Source organism: Bacteroides sp. AF32-8BH (assembly GCF_003435205.1).
GTDB lineage: Bacteria > Bacteroidota > Bacteroidia > Bacteroidales > Bacteroidaceae > Bacteroides > Bacteroides ovatus.
Map to the genome: position 1 here is coordinate 18650 of NZ_QVLZ01000016.1, position 17449 is coordinate 36098.

Here is a 17449-nt window from a genome sequence, read left to right on the forward strand (position 1 = left end):
ATAATAATGTTCACGTACATAAATATAATATAGGACTATGTTGTTAGCGATAGACTTCACGAACCTGCACGAGATATTGCAGGCATTGTATCAGGACATGATGCCGCTCTGCGAGAAGCTGACGGGGGTAGCCAAGGGAATCGCCGGGCTGGGTGCGCTGTTCTACGTAGCCGCCAAGGTGTGGCAGGCGCTCGCCCGTGCCGAGCCCATCGACGTGTACCCGCTGCTGCGCCCGTTCGCCATCGGGCTGTGCATCCTCTTCTTCCCCACCTTCGTCATCGGCACGATCAACACGGTGCTCTCGCCCGTGGTGAAGGGCTGCCACGGGATGCTCGAATCACAGACCTTCGACATGAACCGATACCGAGAACAGAAGGAGACGCTGGAGAGGGAGGCGTTCCGCCGTGACCCGGAGAAGGCGTATCTGGCGAGCAAGGAGGACTTCGACAAGAAGCTCGACGAGCTGGGCTGGTCGCCCAAGGACTTGAAGACGATGGCGGTGATGTACATTGACCGGACGGAGTACAACATGAAGCGGAGCATCCGGCTGTGGTTCCAAGAACTGCTCGAACTGCTGTTCCAGTCGGCTGCGCTGGTGATCGACACGATACGGACGTTCTTCCTGATCGCCCTCTCCATCCTCGGTCCGATAGCGTTCGCCCTCTCGGTCTATGACGGGTTCCAGAGCACGCTCACGCAGTGGATAACGAGGTACATCTCCATCTACATGTGGCTGCCCGTGAGCGACCTGTTCAGCTCGGTGCTGGCACGCATCCAAGTGCTGATGCTCACCCGTGACATCGAGGCGATGAGCGACCCGACCTTCATCCCGGACAGCTCGAACACAGTGTACATCATCTTTTTAATCATCGGGATATTCGGGTACTTCACCATACCGACCGTCGCCAACTGGATCATCATGGCGGGCGGGGTGAGCCACGCCAACCGTGCGATGAACCAGACCGCCACGAAGATAGGCAACGTCGCCGCAGCGGGTGCGGGCGCAGCCGTGGGGAACATCGCCGGAAGGATCGTCAAGTAGCGGCGGATGTCCCAAGAACATGAGTCATAACGAATAAAAAACCGGAAACATGGAATTTAAAAGTTTGAAAAATATCGAAACGAGCTTCAGGCAGATACGGCTCTTTACGCTGGTGTTCGCCAGCCTGTGCGCCGTGGTGACGGGCTTCGCCCTGTGGAAGTCGTACAGCTTCGCCGAGGCGCAGCGGCAGAAGATCTACGTGCTGGACAACGGCAAGAGCCTGATGCTGGCACTCTCGCAGGACGTGCGGCAGAACCGCCCGGTGGAGGCACGGGAACACGTGCGCCGCTTCCACGAGCTGTTCTTCACGCTCTCGCCCGACAAGTCGGCTATCGAGGGCAACATCAGGCGTTCGCTGCTGCTGGCGGACAAGAGCGCCTTCAACTACTACAAGGACCTCTCGGAAAAGGGGTATTACAACCGGATAATCTCGGGGAACATCAACCAGATGATAGAGATAGACAGCCTGCGGTGCGACTTCGACAAGTACCCGTACAGCGTGCGGACATTCGCCCGGCAGATCATCCTTAGGGAAAGCTCTGTTACGGAGCGCAGCCTTGTGACCCGCTGCCGTCTGCTGGATGCGGTCAGGAGCGACAACAACCCGCAGGGCTTCATCATCGAGGGCTTCGAGGTCACGGAGAACAAGGATTTGCAGACCCTCAAACGCTGACGGACATGATAGGCAAGTTCATCACAAAGGCGCAGGACTGGGCGGACGGGAAGCTCCGCCGCCTCGCCGGGCGTATCTCGCCCGACATGCGTGTGGCAATCATCCTCGTGATGCTGGCGGCGTTCGGCGCACTGTCGGTCTATATGACCGTCGCCTCCATCTACCGCATCGGCAGGAACGACGGGAAGGAACTGGGGATAGAGCATGTCAGGCGCCTGCAATTGCCCAATGACAGTATTGTCAACCCTTTTGAAAGCGGACGGCATGGGACTGGCGGAGAGGTTGAGTGAGTGGCTGCTCCGCCGCCGGGAGCGGCAGGAGGAGCGGAACATGAGGCAGGCAACGGCGTATTTCGGGAGCCTGCTGAAAAAGAGGCGTGCGGATGCCGGCGCAATCCTCCAGTCCGTCAGGGACTACCGGGACTGCCCGGAGGTGACAAGGAAACAGGCGGAGCTGCTGCTGGAACACAGGTTCTTCCGGTACGTGTACCAGACGGGCTATCCCGAATGGCGGGCGGTCATGGACGCCTTGAAAGAGACCCGTTACGGGATGCGTGAGGGGGCGGCAATCCCCCGGAGCGTGAAGGAGGCGGCGGAAAGCCCGATGCTGCGTCTGGCGGCGCAATACAAGGTGCTGGAGCACGAGTACACGAGGCGCAACGCCCCGCAGCCGCTATCCCCCGAAGCGCAGGCGGAACGGGATGCGGCGCACCGGCTGCTGAACTGCTGCATGAGGGAGGGCGACCTCGACGCACTGAAAAGGCTTGCCCTGAAAGGCGAGAAACCGGACGACTCGGTGGCCATCCGCCACGGGCTGGCGGAAGGCTACCGCAGGCTCGAAGAACTGAGCCGGGAATGGAGCGAGGAGATGCGGGGCGACAACCACACCGTCATGGAACAGATCGAGTTGCGGGAGGCGGACGAGCGGGGAAAGCTGATGCGGCAAGCCGCCGCCCTTTACGAGAGGAAGACGGGCGGCATACTGCCCGGCGACTATCTGGAAGCGGTGAAGGCGGAACGGGCGCTGCTCCACGGGCTCGCCCGCCACGGCTGGGACGGTCAGCGGGAAGTACCGAAGGAGACGGTGGAGAAGTACGGGCTGATGGAGGATTTTGCCGGCATCGCCCGGCTAAGGTGGGACTACCACCTGAGCGAGGACAACGGCGACCTCTCCCGTGACTACCCGGAAGCCGCCATCGGACGCCACAACCGTGCCATTCGGGAGCGGGCGGCGAAAGAACTGGCAGGTCTGGAAGCGAGGCTGTTCCCCGAAAAGGCGGCAAGCCGGGAACGGAAGGCTGCGCACCTGCGGGCGGACAACCGGGCAAGCCCCACGGCATCGCTCAAACGGGAACGGAAGGAACCACCCGGCAAGCGGCAAGCCGGGGAGACAGGCAGGCGGAAGCCTCCGGGGAGAAGAATCAGAATGTAGGACAACCATAAATTTTTGACATGATGGAAGAACAGAACCAAGAAAAAGTAACGGCAACGCAGCACGTAAAGGCGGCGGATGCCGCAGCCCCGGAGACGGGGAACGGAAAGAAGGAGGACAAGGGCGGCGGGAAAAAGGAAAAGAAGACAGCCAAGCCGCTCACGCCGAAACAGTTGCAGCAACGGAAGAAGCTGATGGTATATCCGCTGATGGGCTTGCTGTTCCTCGGCTCGATGTGGCTGATATTCGCACCTTCGGAGGAGCGGGAGGTGAACCGGGACACCGTGGGGGCGTTCAACGCCGACATCCCCCTGCCGGAGAACGACGGGATCATCGGCGACAAGCGGAAAGCCTACGAGCAGGCGCAGGCGGAAAGGCGGCAGGCAGAGAAGGTGCGCTCGCTGGAGGACTTCGCCTTCTCCGAAGAGAGCGATGCGGACGGGGTGGAAATGGAACTGCCGGACAGCGAGCCGGAACGGGAACCGTTCAGGGACTACTCGGGCAACGGCGGCGGCCGCTCTTCCGTCGCCGCCTACCGGGACATCAACCGGAAACTCGGCTCGTTCTACGAAGAGCCGAAGGTGGACGGGGAAAAGGAGGAGCTGAAAAGGCAGGTGGAGGAGCTGACCGCCAAGTTAGAAGAAAGGGAACGGCAGGCGGGCGGAATCGACGATCAGGTGGCACTGATGGAGAAGAGCTACGAGCTTGCCGCCAAGTACATGGGGCAGAACGGGCAGGACGGCGCAACCGTGCAGACACCCGCCACCGTGCAGAACGGCAACGGCTTGGGACAGCCCGCCGTGGCGGTGCAGGCGGCACGGGAGCGGACGGTATCGGGGCTGCGACAGCCCCTAAGCGATGCGGAGTTCATGCGGCGGTACAGCCAGCCGAGGAACTACGGCTTCAACACGGCGGTGGGCAGCGGGTACGCCCTCGGGAAGAACACGATAGCCGCCTGCATCCACCAAGACCAGACGGTTATGGACGGTCAGCAGGTGAAGCTCCGGCTGCTCGAACCGTTGCAGGCGGGAAACCTGACCATCCCACGCAATACGGTGGTATCCGGTACAGGCAAGGTGCAGGGGGAACGGCTCGACATCACGGTATCGTCCGTCCAGTACCAAGGTAACATATTGCCGGTGGAGTTGGCGGTCTATGACAACGAGGGAATGAAAGGGCTGTGCATAGAAACCTCACTGGAGCGGGAAGCGGCAAAGGAGGCGATGGCGAACATCGGCGGCGGGCTGGGAACGAGCATCTCGTTCGCACGGAGCGCCGGGCAACAGGTGGCGATGGACATCACCCGTGGGCTGATGCAGGGCGGCAGCCAGTACCTCGCCAAGAAGTTCCGCACGGTAAAGGTGCACCTGAAAGCGGGTGATCCGCTGATGCTCTACGCCAAACAACAATAAATCAACAGATTATAAAACCATTAAAAAGTAAAGACAATGAAAAAGATTTTTGGATGGGTTGCCCTGCTTGTAGGCATGGTGACGGGTGCGAACGCACAAGTGAATGATACGATACAGCGGACCACGGGCAACGACCTGTATCAGGGGATTACACGGAAGCTACCCTACCGGCAGATGGTGACGCCCCACGGGGTGCAGGTGACGTTCGCCAAGACGGTGCATATCATCTTCCCCTCGGCGGTGCGGTACGTGGATTTGGGAAGCAATTGGATTATCGCCGGGAAAGCGGACGGTGCGGAGAACGTGATCCGGGTGAAGGCGGCGACCGAGGGGTTTCCGGGGGAAACGAACTTTTCCGTCATCTGCGAGGACGGGAGTTTCTATTCATTCAATGCCCGGTATGCGCACGAGCCGGAGATGCTGAACATCGAGATGAAGGATTTTTTGGAGAACGGGGACACGACGGACTTTTCGCATACCCGCATGAACATCCATTTCCGTGAGCTGGCGGGCGAAAGCCCGCTCTTGGTGAAGCTGATCATGCAGAGCATCTACAAGGAGGACAGGCGGGAGATCCGGCACTTGGGCTGCAAACGCTTCGGGGTGCAGTTCCTCCTGAAATCCGTCCACTCGCACAACGGGCTGTTCTATTTCCACACGGAAACGAGGAACAGGTCGAACGTGGCTTTCCGGACGGACTTTATCCGGTTCAAGATCGTGGACAAGAAAGTGCCGAAGCGCACCGCCATTCAGGAACGGGTGATCGACCCGGTGCGCAGCTACAACGAGGTGCTGGTGACGGAGGGAAAAAGCGACGTGCGCACGGTGTATGCCGTCCCGCAGTTCACCATACCGGACGACAAGCTGCTGGTCATCGAGCTGTTCGAGAAGGACGGCGGCAGGCACCAGACCATCCGGGTGGAGAACGCCGACCTCGTGGCGGCAAGACAGATTAACGAACTGAAAATCAAATAAGCGATGAAAAGGTTACTGTTCATTATCCTGCTTTTCGGGGTGTGCCTGCATGTGAACCAGGCACACGCCCAACGGTGCCTGCCCGGAATGAGGGGCATACAGCTCACGGGCGGGCTGTCGGACAACATGCGCTGGAAAAACGGCGACGGCTTCGGCTACCACGCCGGGATAGCGGTGAGCACCTACACGAAGAACGCCCACCATTGGGTGGTCGGTGCGGAATACTTGGAGAAGCGATACGGCTACCGGGACTGCCTCTATCCGGCGAGCCAGTTCACGGGCGAGGGTGGCTATTACCTGAACTTCCTTTCCGACCGGAAAAAGACGTTCTTCGCCGCACTGGGGCTGTCCGCCCTTGCCGGGTACGAGACGGTGAACTGGGGCGAGAGCCTGCTGCCGGACGGCTCCCGGCTCACGGATGAGGACAATTTCATCTACGGGGGTGCGCTGACGCTGGAGCTGTCCGCCTACGTGACGGACAAGATTGTCTTGCTGGTAAACGGTCGCCAAAGGGTGCTGTTCGGCGGCGACTGCGGGAAATTCCACACGCAGGTCGGCGTGGGAATACGTTTTATGATTCGATAATAACTGATTGATTGCAAAGTATATGAAAAAGATAATCTATCAAATGCTCACGGGCTGCTACATCGTGGCCGCCCTCGTGCTGGTCGCAGCCTGTAATGACGGGCTGGACATTCAGACGAAATACCCGTTCACGGTGGAGACGATGCCCGTCCCGAAGGAGCTGAAAGTGAACGAGACGGCGGAGATACGGTGCGAGCTGAAACGGGAAGGACGCTGGGAGGACACCCGGTACACGATCCGCTGGTTCCTCTTCGACGGGGAAGGGACGCTCAAACTGGACGACGGCACGGTGTTGCTGCCCAATGACCGCTACCCGCTGGAGAAAGAGACGTTCCGGCTCTATTACACCCCGCTGTCGGACGAGCAGAGCGGCTTCACCGTCTGGGTGGAGGACTCGGACGGTCAGGCGGTCGAGCTGGAGTTCGACTTCAATGCGGACAACGACAAGGAGGACGGGTATGGAACGGAATGATCTGGTTCTATACCTCGACATACCGGAATTTTCCGAAGCCCTGCATGTCTCGAAGTGGCGGACGGACATTGTCCTTCCACAAGCGGGGGACAATATACGTCCGGAAAACCTGCTGTCGGAGAAAACGCTCGCCATGCTGGAGACGGTTTCCGCCGGGGAGGTCTGGGAAGACATGAAGGACGACTGCCGGACCATGCGCCGGGTCGTGGAGCACGAGCTGTTCCGGGTGACGGAACGGGGATTTCACCTGCGCAGGGACGGGACACCGTGCTGCACGCTGACGCTGCAAAGATACCGTGTGCACGATGCCGGAAGGCGGATGAAAACAGAAGTGCCGCCATCCTATCCAGCCCGGGGCGTGGAACGGAAAAGCGGGAAAATCCGGTTTTATTTCCGGAAATACTTTGTGCATATCGACGTGCCGGACACGCTGCCGCAATACCCGGAGGTGCGTGAGTTCGTGAACATAAAGCCGCTGCTCTCGGAGGCGGATAGAAAACTGCTGGCGGAAACGGAATGCGATGAAGCGGAAAGCCTGCTGGAGTGGATAAAGAATGAAGGCTATTGCCATGTCCGGGCGAGATGCTGGACGCCGGACGAGGAGAGCGGCGGATGGATGTGCGTGTTGTCGGTGGATGTTTAAAGGGGGTTATAACAAGAAAAAATGTAAAAACATGGAACGAGAAGAAAGAATGTATCAAGTGTCTTTAGAGATGATATGCAGGCACGACCGCACGGCGGAGGTCTGCCGTGCCGCCGTTGAAGAGGACGGCTGGCAGTTGGAGAACGTGCCCGAGGAGATGAAGACGCCGGAACTGTGCCGGAAGGCGCTGGAAACGGAAGCGGGATTCGGGAACGACTTCCACCGGGGGCTGGTCCAGCATATCCCGTCCCCGGAGGTGTGCATGGAGGTGCTGAAGGAGTGCCGGGAGAACAACCCGGAAGAACTCTACGGGGTGGCGGTGGCTATCCGCCCGGAGGTGATGAACGGCGAAATGGCGGACTTCCTGCTGCCGCTGGACGGCAGGTGCATCAGCATCCTGCCCGTACACCTGCAAACGCCGGAGCGGGTGCGGGTGGCGGTGGAAACATCGGGGATGTCCGCCGTCGGGCGTGGCGGAGTGCCGAAAAGCCTGCTCACGCCCGAGGTGTATGTCAGGTGCGCCGCCCACAGCCGGGAGTCGCTGATGATGATCCCGTGGGCGGAACGCTCGCCGGAGGTCTGCCTGATGGCGAAGACGCTGTACCCGGACTGGGTGAAGAATCACCCGGAGTTCGTGCCGGAGAGCGTGCGTAACCAAGACAGCATCTACACGCTGAACAGCCTGATGGAAAGCCTGACGGGGGAAAAGTTCAGCTACCGGCAAATGACGGACTTCTACAACGGGAAGCCGCTGAATGTGAAACGGATGGAGACGCCGGACGGCGTGCAGAAGGACAAGGCGGTGAAGTTCGACAAGGAGACGGGGAAGTTCTCCTTCTCCGACATCCGGCAGGAGCGGAAACGGGGATTGAAGATGTAGCGTGAGCCGGACGAAATGGAAAGCATCCTTCGGGATGCTTTTTTCATATCCGCCCTATCGTCTTCCGGTTTCTTTTGCTTCTTGTTCTTTTTCCGCCCCGCTCACGAAAGAAAAGAAGTGCAAAAAGGATAGCGAGCAAAAAAGGGGACGCTTAAAGCATCCCCTCGTCCATGTAGCTGAGGTAGGTGTCCTCGGTCAGTATGATGTGGTCCAAAAGCTGTATGCCGATTGCCTCGCAGCCTTTCTTCAACTGGCTGGTCAGGTTGTTGTCCGGCGTGCTCGCCACGGTCGAGCCGGAAGGGTGGTTGTGCGAGAGGATGATTCCCGAAGCATGGGAAACGAGAGCCGTCTGAAGAACGATGCGTATGTCCACCACCGTACAGTCTATCCCGCTGCGTGAGATGCACGAAACGCCCAGCAGCTTGCCTGCCCGGTTCAGGTACATCGCCCAGCACTCCTCGTGGTGCTGCATACAGTCCTCGTAGAAGGTCTTGAGGATGTCGTAAGACTCCTTGGAAGAGTGGATTTTAATTCTCTTGGATGCGTCAGCATCCTTGTAACTTACGGTGATTTGAGGAAAAGACAGTGTATTCATAATGCAAAAAATTAAAAGTGAAACATTTATTTTTTGCTTTGGGGCACGGGGAAAGAACGGACTTCATGCAAGGCTTTTGCGTGGAATACGACCCGAAGGTGTGGAGATTGTGCGCAAAACCGTCAGGTTCAGCCTTGCTACTTGTCCGTTTTTCCCCGTAGATTTGCTAAAAAATGAGTGTGGAGCTTGGCTAAAAATCCGGTAGGTCAAGGGGTTTCTTTTTGCTTCTTTGTCTTTGTCCGCATCCGGCTCACCGAAAGAAAAAGAAGTGCGTCCGAAATGTCGGGTCAATCCTTTCCCACGGGCGGGTAAAAATAGAAGTCCGGGCGGATCGCTACCCGTCCCGGACCTGCGGCGATGAAACATAGAGGGGGGAAGGTTATGGCTTGATTTCCCCCGTTGCGATTAAATTCCCGTCCGAATAATACGCTATCTTCCCGTAGGTAAATCCCATGTCGGGAATGGCTACGAGAGCGATATAGTCCGAATACTCCCTGCCTTTGAGGTTCTTCCCGACAAGGTTGTTGAATATCATGGGGATGCTGCAACCGTCCTCGCTGTAAAGGACGGTTTTCCCGTTCTGTCTGATTTCCTGCTTCATGCCGTTTCCTTGAAAAGTGTCCCGTCGATAAGGTACTCCCAATTATTCCTGTGGCTCTCGTCCGTGAAATATTCCTCGCTCTCGCAATACTCGCAATCGTCTCGGCACGAGCGGAAGAAGTTTTCCAGACAGTCACGCATGAGTTCCTTGAAATTCCGTGTGTCGGGCGAGCGCATGAAGTCCATGAGGGGCTGCAAGATGATTTCGTCCGACACAACGCCCGTGAAGGGGCATTCGCAAGTGACGGAGATACGGCTCCTGCGTCTTTTCTTGCGGTCTTTCGTCCAATAGACCTTGGGCTTGTACAACCCCGCATGGAAGTTGTTATAGAGGTAAGCCAGCAAGCGGATGCCTGAAAGTTCCTCCGTGTCCGTCTCGTGCTTGGTATAGAAACGGTAAGCGTATGTGCAACTGTCGTAACGGTAGTTGGTGCAGACGATACGGAAAAGGTTGCAGAAGGCTTCGAGCGTGTCGCAGTTCTCGGAAGCATACGGGTAATCGTTTCCCTTGGCAAGCCAGTCGGTATAGGCTCTCTGACGGGCTTCGTCCTCCAGTTCCGCAATGCCGAATAGTGTATAGGTTCTCTGTACGGTTCGCATAAGTTTGAAAATTTGAAAGTTTGAAAATCGGTTTCTTTGCTATCTTTCTTTTTCGCCACGGCTCACGAAAGAAAGTAGCGGGCGGATTTCTCCGCCCTGCCCTTTGTCCTTAGGCTGCAATTTCTTCGGGTTGCGGTTGTTCCTCGGGTTGCGTTACCTTGCGCTCCCTTGCCCGTTCCTGTACCAAGAGGACGGCTTTCTTTTCCTCGATGCGCTGGTGACGCTTCTCGTACACCCCGTTGTACTCCCTTTCGATGTTGGCGAGTTCCTCCGGCATGTGCCTGCGTGCGAAGTCGAGCAAGAGGGTCGCCACGGTGTTGTTCCCATACGCTCCCTTGAAGTTGGCTACAAGGAAGTCCCTGCGGATGATGGTCTTCATCCTCACGGTGAGGTTGCCGATAATCCCCATCTTGTCCTCGTCCGTGATATACGGCTTGTCTTCCGCAATCCCCACGGCTGCGAAGTGTTCCTTCCGGAGCGAGGACAGAAGGAAGAAGTACAACATGGTATCTTCATCGGCACTGAACTTACCGCCCGTGATGTCGGCTTCGAGAATCTGTTTCTTGGTGTCCTCCACCGTGCGTTCGAGTGCGATTTCCTTGTTGCGCTCGTCCTGCTTCTCCAACTTCTCCACGGGTGAGAGCGGTGCGGGTGCGGGCGTTCCGTCCGCTGTCTGCGCTTCGGTCATGTTCTCCACGTAACAGAATGTAATCTCCTTCTGCCCGATTTTGGCATAGACGGTGATTTCCCCCGCTCCGCTCCTGCGGGTGATTTCCTCCTCCTGCTCCATGTAGTCCGCCCATTGCTGCTCGTAGCGGGTGCGGGCTTCCCCGTAGCGTTCGGGGTCGTTGAAATTTTCGGCTTTGGGTTCTTTCGGGCAGCTTGGAAAGGCGGTGTACCTGTCAAGGGTCTCCACCTCGTAGCCCGAAGCGGTTAGCCGTTCTACCACCGTCTCGTTGGTAGTGTAGCGGTCACGGCAGAGCGACACCTCCGGCTGGTTCCGCATGATTTGCACAGCCCGCTCCATGAGGTAGGATGCGTTCATCTCGGCAAGGCACGTGCGGTTGGCGCAATGCCCGCACCCGCCATCACGGAACAACAGCAAGTTATTGGTGTTATGTGCGCACGTGGCGCACTCGGTCTTGTCGAAGCGGTAGTATTGCAGGTCGGTGGTGAAGTTCTGCTCGATGCGCCTTGCGACATCGGCGGCTTTCAGTCCCCGCCAACTGTTGTACGTTCCCTCGTCCTGCAAATGCTTCTCGTACACCTCACGCTGAATGTCCTCCCCGTATCGGCAGATTTCAGCCGCCACGCTGATGGTGATTTCATCCGCATCCAAGAGGGCGGCGATTTCGGGGATAAGGGCGGTGAATTTCAGCCGTGTGCGGATATAGTTCTCGTTCTTTCCGAAGAGTTGCGCCAAGGTCTGCACGGTGTGGCGTCCGCTCTCGATAAGCCGCTGATAGGCTGCGGCTTCCTCCACGGGTGTCACGTCCTTGCGCTGCAAGTTCTCGGTAATCGCCATTTCCTCGGCTTCCTCGTCCGACAACTCGGTTACGATTGCGGGAATTTCGTTCCTGCCCGCAATGACGGACGCACGGTAACGGCGTTCCCCGAAAACAATCCCGTAACGGTCTGTCCCGTCAACGGGTCGCACGGTGATGGGCTGTAACACGCCCTGCTGCTTGATGCTCTCGGCAAGCTCGTAAAGGCTCGTTTCATCGAAACGCTTGCGTGGGTTGAAACCGCTCGGCTGAATGTCTGCCAACGCTACCATCGTGATGTTTCTCTCTGCTGCTGATTGATTTGCTTTTGTCTTCATAATCTGTTATTTTTAAGTTGATTGTTTATTCTTGTTCTTTTTGATTTTTGACAAACCGTTCCGTTCGGGCAATCGGTTTCTTTGCTATCTTTCTTTCCCCGCTCCGGCTCACGAAAGAAAGTAGCGGGCGGAAAATCCGCCCTTGCGGGCTACCTGCGGTTATAGCATACGTTCGCGAACTTCTTCTTTTGCTCTACCGCCCGTTTGAGGGTGTAGAACGTACCGCCCACGGCTACCGCATCGTAATAGACCATCAGAAAAGCGGAGTTTTCCAAAAGGTAGTCGTTACGGCGTAAGAAACAGCCCTCGGTATATCCGTCCTGCAAGGTTACCACTTCATCGGCTTGCGCCAAAATGGTGTCGTAACGCCGCTTGTCGGCTTGGGTGTACCGCTCGGCTTGTCCCTTGAAGGGGACAACGCATTTCAGCCGGATATGCGGGTATTCCTTTTTGAGGTTCAAGACTTCCTCTGCTGCGATAAGGTCGAAGCCCTCGCACATTCCCGACAAAAAGGTGTCGTAGCCTTTTTTGATGCAATAACTCTCGATGGCTACAAATGTATCGAACGCCACCTCCCTGAAGAGTTTCTCACGGTCTGCCGTGAACTTGGCTATACGGTTGGTGCGGTGTCCCGAAAAGGCTACCGTCTTTTCCTTGGTAACGGGTGTTCCGTTTTCTGTCCATGTCCTTGTTTCCATATCGGTAAATTTTAGAGTATTAAAAGAATGATTATCAGTACGAACACGAAACCGACAAACAGACGCCACGCAAGGGCGAGAACAAGCCGTGCCACGAAGTAAAACAGAGCCACGACAAGCGACAAGGCGAAAAACCGCCCTGCGGTGGTGGTGAGGAAATAAACCACCGAAGCCCAAAGGATTAGGCGGTATATCCGTTTGTAAACAAATGCCGTTTTCATGTTCTTGGGTATTGTCGGGCGGATTGCTCCGCCCGTGGTTGTTTAACAGTTCCCTTTCGGGATATAGCGGTTATCGGCTATCAGCCGAAAAGTGTCGTAATCAGCCGTTCCCCGATAACTTAGGGACAGTTCAAAAGAGAGGTGTCCTTCCTCTATGTAGAAAGTGAAGCGCAAGCCGTTGCGGGTTATCGTTCCTTTTGAACGGTTTCTCCCTTCCCATCTTACGGGTTCGTTCTCGATACTTTTCAAGAAGTCGGCTACCTTTCGGGCGTTCTCCGTATTTTCCTGCTCCACCTGCCTGTATATCTGCGTGCAGTAGTTTATCCAATCGTTTATTTTCTTGGCGGTGAACACGCCGATATTGCACGGCTTTTCGTATTGGCTGCCCGCCCTTTCGATGTCGTAGCGGTTGACATATTCAAAGTGTTCCATGTCGGCGGCTATCTTGTACTTGTTCTCTTTGTTTATCTTGTACACATGAAAACGGATGCCGTTGTACGTGAACTCTATGCGCACGCCGTAAAATGCGGGGTATTCACCGCTTACCACGTGGTAGCCGTATTCCGCTTGGGGCATGTACTTCCTTATCTCCTGCATGAGTGGAGACAGCTCTTTTTTTGCCTGTTCCACCTTCTCGGTAAACATAACTTTTATGTTTAACCCGTTAAATTCCTTTTCCGATAATGTTTTCATCGTCTTATGTCTTTAGTAGGGCGGACTGCTCCGCCCGTTGGTTGAAACTCTTGTTCTTTGCTGTCCCGCTTAGGCTGCTGCGGGTTCGTTTATCGGTTCGGTTACCTTGTCGGCAATCATCTTCGCCGCCTTGTTCACGTCCCCCAATATCTCCACCAAAAAGGCGGGTTCTTCCTTTAGCTTGGTGAGCCAGTGTTTCAGATAGGCGGCGTTGTTCTCCTGCGGTGCGGCTGCGTAGCCGAAGAACGCACCGCAAAGGGCTGCGGTAAGTTCGGCGACAAGTTCCTCACGGGCGTAGAGCGCATCCCCGAAGAAGCTGCCGAACGTGCGGTTCAGCCGTTGGGGGCTTCCCGTGCTGTGCGCCATCTCGTGCAGAAGCGTGCCGTAATATTCCGCTCCCTGCGGGAACTGCTCACGCTGCGGGCAAACGATATGGTCGGAAGAGGGCGAATAGTAGGCACTGTCCGAATACTGCACCTTGATGGGGCAATACCAATTTTGCAGATAGACAAGCTCGTCCAACGCCTCGTAAATCATCCCGTCCGAACAGTCTTCGGGCTGCTCCCCCTTCTTCATGCGCTCGTAGCGTTCGGGCTGCTTTTCGGCAAAATCGGTCTGGTCGATGTTGAAGACATTGTAATACTTCATCTGCGGGATGACCTTGTAATTTTCCTGCTCGGTTGCGGGCAGCTTGCGGTATTCCTCGTACTTGATTGTCTTTTTCGTTTCCTTGTGTACCACGAACTTAAACCAATAATAGACGGGAAACGAGCGTGCGCCCTTGCAAACACTTAAATCCTCTTCCTTCGCTTGGTTGAACGTGAGGAACACGGGCAAAGTGAATTTCATGAACTCGGTGTAGAACAATAACATCAAGACATTTCCGCCGTTATAGAGCGTCCCTCTGATGTTGCGGGGCAAACCTTGTTCAAGGCTCGCAATCCACGGCTTTTGCCAATCCGTTTTCAAGCACTCGATTTTCTTGATTAACAAATCGGTGAACATCGGTGCAATCTTTTCGATGGTGCTGTTCGTTGTTGCCATAACTCACAAATTTTAATCGTTATTACTCTGTTTTCATCGCTTGTCGCCCCAACCAATTTTTTTCCCTTGGCTGATTGGGAAGAACATTGACCATCATTGATAGCGGAAAAGGTGAATTGCAACCATCTGAAAAAATGGTAAATACTACCCGCAGGGTGGAGATTTGGCATTTTTTGCGGATTTGCTTTCACCTCCGCCTACCTTCGTCAATGTTTTTCCAATCAGCTTAGGGAAAAAATGCCCTGTCAGTCTATTCCAGTCAATGGTAAGTTACTTGCCGGGTGCGCGGGAAGAAGAAGCCTTCCGGAGAGCCGGGAACGCCCGTTTCCCAAGGCAAGGAGATACGGGCGGGAGAAGTATATGGGAGCACGGTCAGGTTTCGGCTGCCGGACAAACGCCGGGGAACTCTTTCGGGCGGGACGGGGAACGGGAAGTTTCGGCGAACAGCCGAAGCCCCGTGTGGCGGCACGGACGGATGTGTTCCGTTTGTCCTTCCGCCCGATGTCCGGCTTCGGCCATGCAGCCTCACGGAATGGTCGGAAACAGACGCCGGGACGGGACAGCCCGTGCGCCAAGGTGCAAGCGCAAGACAGTGAAAGCCCTTTCACCCACGTTAGGGATTGCAGAGGAAAGCCCACAGCATAGCGAGGACTTGTAACGGAAAGCCCGACCCGGAGGGGAACGCCCAAACAACCACCCGCAGAACTGCTTTTAAGCATACTATGAAAAAAGGAAGACCGAATATTCCGAAGTTTTGCCCTTATGATATATATTTGTAGTCGAACGAAATAGAATTAGTGAACGTCACGGATAAATTGCTTGTAACAAAAAGAAAATATGGATTGGAATAATTACCTATCAGAAGAAAAATGTCCTTCGCCCCCAAATGCACACTTAGGGGTATTGGAAGGTGAGGTATGGGGACATTGGGATTTATCCCAAGTCCCCAAGGGTACTAAAATTTTGTCCTTGCCTACACCTTTAAAGAGAACCAAATTATCTTATAGTAATTGGAACGCTCTAAGGAATAATGATGAAATCGAAGCAATAAAACTGGGATATATTGATGAAGAACGCATTGATGTTTTGTCCTCTTTACCCAATTTGAAATATTTACAAATTCACTGTAATAGCCAAGACAATATTCCTGATTTATTTCCATTAAAGACATTGCAGGTTCTTGTGCTTGCCTATATAACCCGAATAGATAATATTGAGTTTCTGAAAAGACTTTCCAATTTGAAGACTCTTTATATATGCGATCTTAATCATCTTTATGACTTGTCTCCGATAGCCGAATTAAGTGGTTTGCAGGAATTATTTTTATCTAATGGAGGAATGAGCGGAGTTGGTAAGCCCGTTAAAAGCATGGAGCCGCTTTCTCGTTTACTTGAACTTGAATATTTGCATTTTGGAGTAACAGTCGAGAATCGGAATTATGATATTTCGTCCCTATTACACCTTAAGAGACTCAAGCATTTATCTATCTTACCAAGGTTTCTGAAAAAAGGGAATGAAGAAAAACTTAAAGAAATGTTGCCTTTGCTCAATTGGTAAAGTAGCCAACAAACAGCAAACCGACTGAATAAGCGGAACGCTACCAGACATTACAACAGATAAGAAAAATGAAGAAAAAGAAAAATATAGTAATTGTAAATCTTGACCAGTACGATGGTATTCCTGCTGGCAACGATATATTTTATCTATGTTCAAATTGTAGGTCTATCATACAATCATATCCTGAAACATATTCTACTTGTAAATGTGGAAATGTCTTTGTGGATGTAGATGCAGGTAGAGGTGGTGCTAATGACATCTCCAACCTATTAATTCTAAAGATTGAATAGAATGTTAGTAACATATAGCTTAATTGCCTAAACGGTAATTAGCTGCAACCCATTAGTTGCTATTAAACGAATATGGAAAATAAAAACAAAATTTGTCCTGTTTGCGAACAACATCCTATTTGTCTGCCCCATGAGGTATGCGCTGTTTGCTATGAAAAGGCAAAAAACACTTTTGTAGAATCTGAGGAATGTTTAAATCAAATAATAAAGCGGCGTGATGGATTAGAATGTGATTTATCTTTGACAAAAGATTGGATAAAAGAAAACTCGAATGGACTTGGAGCGATAAAAGTGATAGCAGAATCTATTTTGGATTATATCGAGGATGACAAAGACCACCAATGGCACAAACACCGGATACGTTTCATGCAAGACATGGTTAAAGAGCTTGATCTGAAGTATTTTGCTCCGGCAACAAGGCAACAGATAGATGACTTTGCACAATCGGCAGCCGATTTTTGGGATGGAAAAATAACTACTCAAGAAGCCAGAGAACGGCTTCTGTTCATGCGCAAGATTGTTCAAAAGGACATTATGAAGTCTTCTGACTGGGAACCGAAAGATTTTCTCCTTTGGATGATGGAGACAGAAGAAGTTTTTGACTGGATGTGGAGTCAATGGTTTGAGTGTATCCACGCTTGCATTCCCGACAAGTGTAACGATGAGTTGTGGATAAAAATGTTTCATAAACATTTCCATAATGAAATAAAGGTATGGGTAGATAAATAAATTGGGCAACTAATAAGTGGCTTAACCTCCCTTGAAAGGTCGATTAGCTGCCAGACATCATGAACTCTAAAAAAACAATAATATGAGAACTGAAATTTTACAGTTGAAAGATTTAGGTCGTATGCCTAATGAAAGCATCAATGACCCAGATAGCATTGTTGAAGTTATACGTTCTTATGATGAATTATTAGAGCGAATACAACTCCCCATATCATTTGATGAAGCTGAAGTATTGGTACAAATTTTTCCCGAGAGTTCTTTTTATGATTTGCAGTGGGACTTATTAAAACTGGTGGAATCTGTCATACGTATTGATGATGGCGACAAATATATCCAGTTAATAAACGCCTGTCCAAGTCAAGAATGGAAAGGTGTTCTAAACATTCGCTATAAAAATTATAAAAAGGAGAATATGGAATTTTAAGACCTACAAAAGCCCGACCCGAAGGGGAACGCCCAAACAACCGCCCGCAAAAACTGCTTTTAA

The 17449-nt window shown here is 53.6% G+C and carries 22 protein-coding genes; 15 read left to right on the plus strand and 7 right to left on the minus strand.

Translation table 11 applies throughout. From position 1 onward, the window contains the following. The first annotated feature begins 37 nt into the window (after window positions 1-37). From traJ to DWZ47_RS12760, 10 genes are read left to right on the plus strand one after another with little or no spacing between them, the layout of a single operon-like run. Window positions 38-1042, plus strand: coding sequence for a conjugative transposon protein TraJ (gene traJ / locus DWZ47_RS12715; RefSeq protein ID WP_004327367.1), 1005 nt, complete (start codon window positions 38-40; stop codon window positions 1040-1042). 49 nt (window positions 1043-1091) lie between these two features. After that, a complete protein-coding gene (gene traK, locus DWZ47_RS12720) occupies window positions 1092-1715 on the plus strand; it encodes a conjugative transposon protein TraK (protein WP_004327368.1) in 624 nt (207 codons plus the stop codon). A 5-nt stretch (window positions 1716-1720) separates the two neighbouring features. After that, window positions 1721-2005, plus strand: coding sequence for a TraL conjugative transposon family protein (locus DWZ47_RS12725; protein ID WP_004327369.1), 285 nt, complete (start codon window positions 1721-1723; stop codon window positions 2003-2005). Beyond that, window positions 1980-3146 (plus strand): hypothetical protein, encoded by a 1167-nt coding sequence (locus DWZ47_RS12730; RefSeq protein ID WP_117513367.1) that lies wholly within the window; start codon window positions 1980-1982, stop codon window positions 3144-3146. The genes DWZ47_RS12725 and DWZ47_RS12730 overlap by 26 nt, the downstream gene beginning before the upstream one ends. Before the next feature lie 20 nt (window positions 3147-3166). Further along, complete coding sequence (gene traM / locus DWZ47_RS12735) at window positions 3167-4558, plus strand: conjugative transposon protein TraM (RefSeq protein ID WP_055268695.1); 1392 nt, start codon at window positions 3167-3169, stop codon at window positions 4556-4558. Between the two features lie 36 nt (window positions 4559-4594). Continuing rightward, on the plus strand, window positions 4595-5533 hold the full coding sequence (traN, locus tag DWZ47_RS12740) for a conjugative transposon protein TraN (RefSeq protein WP_055268694.1): 939 nt from the start codon (window positions 4595-4597) through the stop codon (window positions 5531-5533). Between the two features lie 3 nt (window positions 5534-5536). Next, a complete protein-coding gene (locus DWZ47_RS12745) occupies window positions 5537-6118 on the plus strand; it encodes a conjugal transfer protein TraO (protein WP_032581425.1) in 582 nt (193 codons plus the stop codon). A 22-nt stretch (window positions 6119-6140) separates the two neighbouring features. Next, the gene (locus DWZ47_RS12750) at window positions 6141-6590 is read left to right on the plus strand and encodes a DUF3872 domain-containing protein (protein WP_117513369.1); all 450 of its coding nucleotides are present in this window, start codon (window positions 6141-6143) and stop codon (window positions 6588-6590) included. Beyond that, a complete protein-coding gene (locus tag DWZ47_RS12755; protein ID WP_010992663.1) occupies window positions 6577-7233 on the plus strand; it encodes a hypothetical protein in 657 nt (218 codons plus the stop codon). The genes DWZ47_RS12750 and DWZ47_RS12755 overlap by 14 nt, the downstream gene beginning before the upstream one ends. 31 nt (window positions 7234-7264) lie before the next feature. Next, window positions 7265-8113, plus strand: coding sequence for a hypothetical protein (locus tag DWZ47_RS12760; protein ID WP_117513370.1), 849 nt, complete (start codon window positions 7265-7267; stop codon window positions 8111-8113). Window positions 8114-8264: 151 nt separating this feature from the next. On the opposite strand, the gene DWZ47_RS12765 is transcribed toward DWZ47_RS12760, so the two are convergent. The 7 genes from DWZ47_RS12765 to DWZ47_RS12805 all read right to left on the minus strand — a co-directional run bounded on the left by DWZ47_RS12765 (window position 8265) and on the right by DWZ47_RS12805 (window position 14386). After that, window positions 8265-8708: a RadC family protein gene (locus DWZ47_RS12765; RefSeq protein WP_117513373.1), complete on the minus strand. Its 444-nt coding sequence runs from the start codon at window positions 8706-8708 to the stop codon at window positions 8265-8267. A gap of 379 nt (window positions 8709-9087) precedes the next feature. Then, complete coding sequence (locus DWZ47_RS12775; protein WP_008629243.1) at window positions 9088-9309, minus strand: hypothetical protein; 222 nt, start codon at window positions 9307-9309, stop codon at window positions 9088-9090. Continuing rightward, on the minus strand, window positions 9306-9908 hold the full coding sequence (locus DWZ47_RS12780) for a hypothetical protein (protein WP_117513375.1): 603 nt from the start codon (window positions 9906-9908) through the stop codon (window positions 9306-9308). Before DWZ47_RS12780 ends, DWZ47_RS12775 begins: the two co-directional genes overlap by 4 nt. A 109-nt stretch (window positions 9909-10017) precedes the next feature. Beyond that, window positions 10018-11730 carry a ParB/RepB/Spo0J family partition protein gene (locus DWZ47_RS12785; RefSeq protein ID WP_117513377.1) on the minus strand — a complete coding sequence of 571 codons (1713 nt, stop codon included), beginning with the start codon at window positions 11728-11730 and terminating at the stop codon, window positions 10018-10020. Window positions 11731-11879: 149 nt separating this feature from the next. Further along, the gene (locus DWZ47_RS12790; protein WP_032581444.1) at window positions 11880-12428 is read right to left on the minus strand and encodes an SLOG family protein; all 549 of its coding nucleotides are present in this window, start codon (window positions 12426-12428) and stop codon (window positions 11880-11882) included. A gap of 263 nt (window positions 12429-12691) precedes the next feature. Then, window positions 12692-13342, minus strand: coding sequence for a hypothetical protein (locus DWZ47_RS12800; RefSeq protein ID WP_117513379.1), 651 nt, complete (start codon window positions 13340-13342; stop codon window positions 12692-12694). A gap of 69 nt (window positions 13343-13411) precedes the next feature. After that, window positions 13412-14386, minus strand: a complete 975-nt coding sequence (locus DWZ47_RS12805; RefSeq protein WP_117513381.1) for an ArdC family protein — start codon at window positions 14384-14386, stop codon at window positions 13412-13414. 262 nt (window positions 14387-14648) lie between these two features. Here DWZ47_RS12805 and DWZ47_RS12810 point away from each other — a divergent pair, with 262 nt between their 5' ends. The 5 genes from DWZ47_RS12810 to DWZ47_RS12830 all read left to right on the plus strand — a co-directional run bounded on the left by DWZ47_RS12810 (window position 14649) and on the right by DWZ47_RS12830 (window position 17386). Next, window positions 14649-15044 carry a hypothetical protein gene (locus tag DWZ47_RS12810; protein WP_233525048.1) on the plus strand — a complete coding sequence of 132 codons (396 nt, stop codon included), beginning with the start codon at window positions 14649-14651 and terminating at the stop codon, window positions 15042-15044. Between the two features lie 179 nt (window positions 15045-15223). Then, on the plus strand, window positions 15224-15943 hold the full coding sequence (locus DWZ47_RS12815) for a leucine-rich repeat domain-containing protein (RefSeq protein WP_117513383.1): 720 nt from the start codon (window positions 15224-15226) through the stop codon (window positions 15941-15943). 68 nt (window positions 15944-16011) lie between these two features. After that, window positions 16012-16233, plus strand: coding sequence for a hypothetical protein (locus tag DWZ47_RS12820; protein WP_117513385.1), 222 nt, complete (start codon window positions 16012-16014; stop codon window positions 16231-16233). A 72-nt stretch (window positions 16234-16305) separates the two neighbouring features. After that, entirely contained in the window at window positions 16306-16962 is a 657-nt protein-coding gene (locus DWZ47_RS12825; protein ID WP_117513387.1) for a hypothetical protein, read from the plus strand. 82 nt (window positions 16963-17044) lie between these two features. Further along, window positions 17045-17386 (plus strand): hypothetical protein, encoded by a 342-nt coding sequence (locus DWZ47_RS12830; RefSeq protein ID WP_117513389.1) that lies wholly within the window; start codon window positions 17045-17047, stop codon window positions 17384-17386. The last annotated feature ends 63 nt before the right edge of the window (window positions 17387-17449 follow it).

Excerpts from the sequence above, each read along its gene's own strand:
- DWZ47_RS12790 (WP_032581444.1), bottom strand. The coding sequence starts at position 12,428 with ATGGAAACAAGGACATGGACAGAAAACGGAACACCCGTTACCAAGGAA.
- DWZ47_RS12725 (WP_004327369.1), top strand. The coding sequence starts at position 1,721 with ATGATAGGCAAGTTCATCACAAAGGCGCAGGACTGGGCGGACGGGAAG.
- DWZ47_RS12755 (WP_010992663.1), top strand. The coding sequence starts at position 6,577 with ATGGAACGGAATGATCTGGTTCTATACCTCGACATACCGGAATTTTCC.
- DWZ47_RS12730 (WP_117513367.1), top strand. The coding sequence starts at position 1,980 with ATGGGACTGGCGGAGAGGTTGAGTGAGTGGCTGCTCCGCCGCCGGGAG.
- DWZ47_RS12785 (WP_117513377.1), bottom strand. The coding sequence starts at position 11,730 with ATGAAGACAAAAGCAAATCAATCAGCAGCAGAGAGAAACATCACGATG.
- DWZ47_RS12760 (WP_117513370.1), top strand. The coding sequence starts at position 7,265 with ATGGAACGAGAAGAAAGAATGTATCAAGTGTCTTTAGAGATGATATGC.
- DWZ47_RS12805 (WP_117513381.1), bottom strand. The coding sequence starts at position 14,386 with ATGGCAACAACGAACAGCACCATCGAAAAGATTGCACCGATGTTCACC.
- DWZ47_RS12750 (WP_117513369.1), top strand. The coding sequence starts at position 6,141 with ATGAAAAAGATAATCTATCAAATGCTCACGGGCTGCTACATCGTGGCC.
- traM (WP_055268695.1), top strand. The coding sequence starts at position 3,167 with ATGATGGAAGAACAGAACCAAGAAAAAGTAACGGCAACGCAGCACGTA.
- DWZ47_RS12775 (WP_008629243.1), bottom strand. The coding sequence starts at position 9,309 with ATGAAGCAGGAAATCAGACAGAACGGGAAAACCGTCCTTTACAGCGAG.
- DWZ47_RS12765 (WP_117513373.1), bottom strand. The coding sequence starts at position 8,708 with ATGAATACACTGTCTTTTCCTCAAATCACCGTAAGTTACAAGGATGCT.
- DWZ47_RS12830 (WP_117513389.1), top strand. The coding sequence starts at position 17,045 with ATGAGAACTGAAATTTTACAGTTGAAAGATTTAGGTCGTATGCCTAAT.
- DWZ47_RS12810 (WP_233525048.1), top strand. The coding sequence starts at position 14,649 with ATGGTAAGTTACTTGCCGGGTGCGCGGGAAGAAGAAGCCTTCCGGAGA.
- DWZ47_RS12825 (WP_117513387.1), top strand. The coding sequence starts at position 16,306 with ATGGAAAATAAAAACAAAATTTGTCCTGTTTGCGAACAACATCCTATT.
- DWZ47_RS12820 (WP_117513385.1), top strand. The coding sequence starts at position 16,012 with ATGAAGAAAAAGAAAAATATAGTAATTGTAAATCTTGACCAGTACGAT.
- traJ (WP_004327367.1), top strand. The coding sequence starts at position 38 with ATGTTGTTAGCGATAGACTTCACGAACCTGCACGAGATATTGCAGGCA.
- DWZ47_RS12800 (WP_117513379.1), bottom strand. The coding sequence starts at position 13,342 with ATGAAAACATTATCGGAAAAGGAATTTAACGGGTTAAACATAAAAGTT.
- traN (WP_055268694.1), top strand. The coding sequence starts at position 4,595 with ATGAAAAAGATTTTTGGATGGGTTGCCCTGCTTGTAGGCATGGTGACG.
- DWZ47_RS12780 (WP_117513375.1), bottom strand. The coding sequence starts at position 9,908 with ATGCGAACCGTACAGAGAACCTATACACTATTCGGCATTGCGGAACTG.
- DWZ47_RS12745 (WP_032581425.1), top strand. The coding sequence starts at position 5,537 with ATGAAAAGGTTACTGTTCATTATCCTGCTTTTCGGGGTGTGCCTGCAT.
- traK (WP_004327368.1), top strand. The coding sequence starts at position 1,092 with ATGGAATTTAAAAGTTTGAAAAATATCGAAACGAGCTTCAGGCAGATA.
- DWZ47_RS12815 (WP_117513383.1), top strand. The coding sequence starts at position 15,224 with ATGGATTGGAATAATTACCTATCAGAAGAAAAATGTCCTTCGCCCCCA.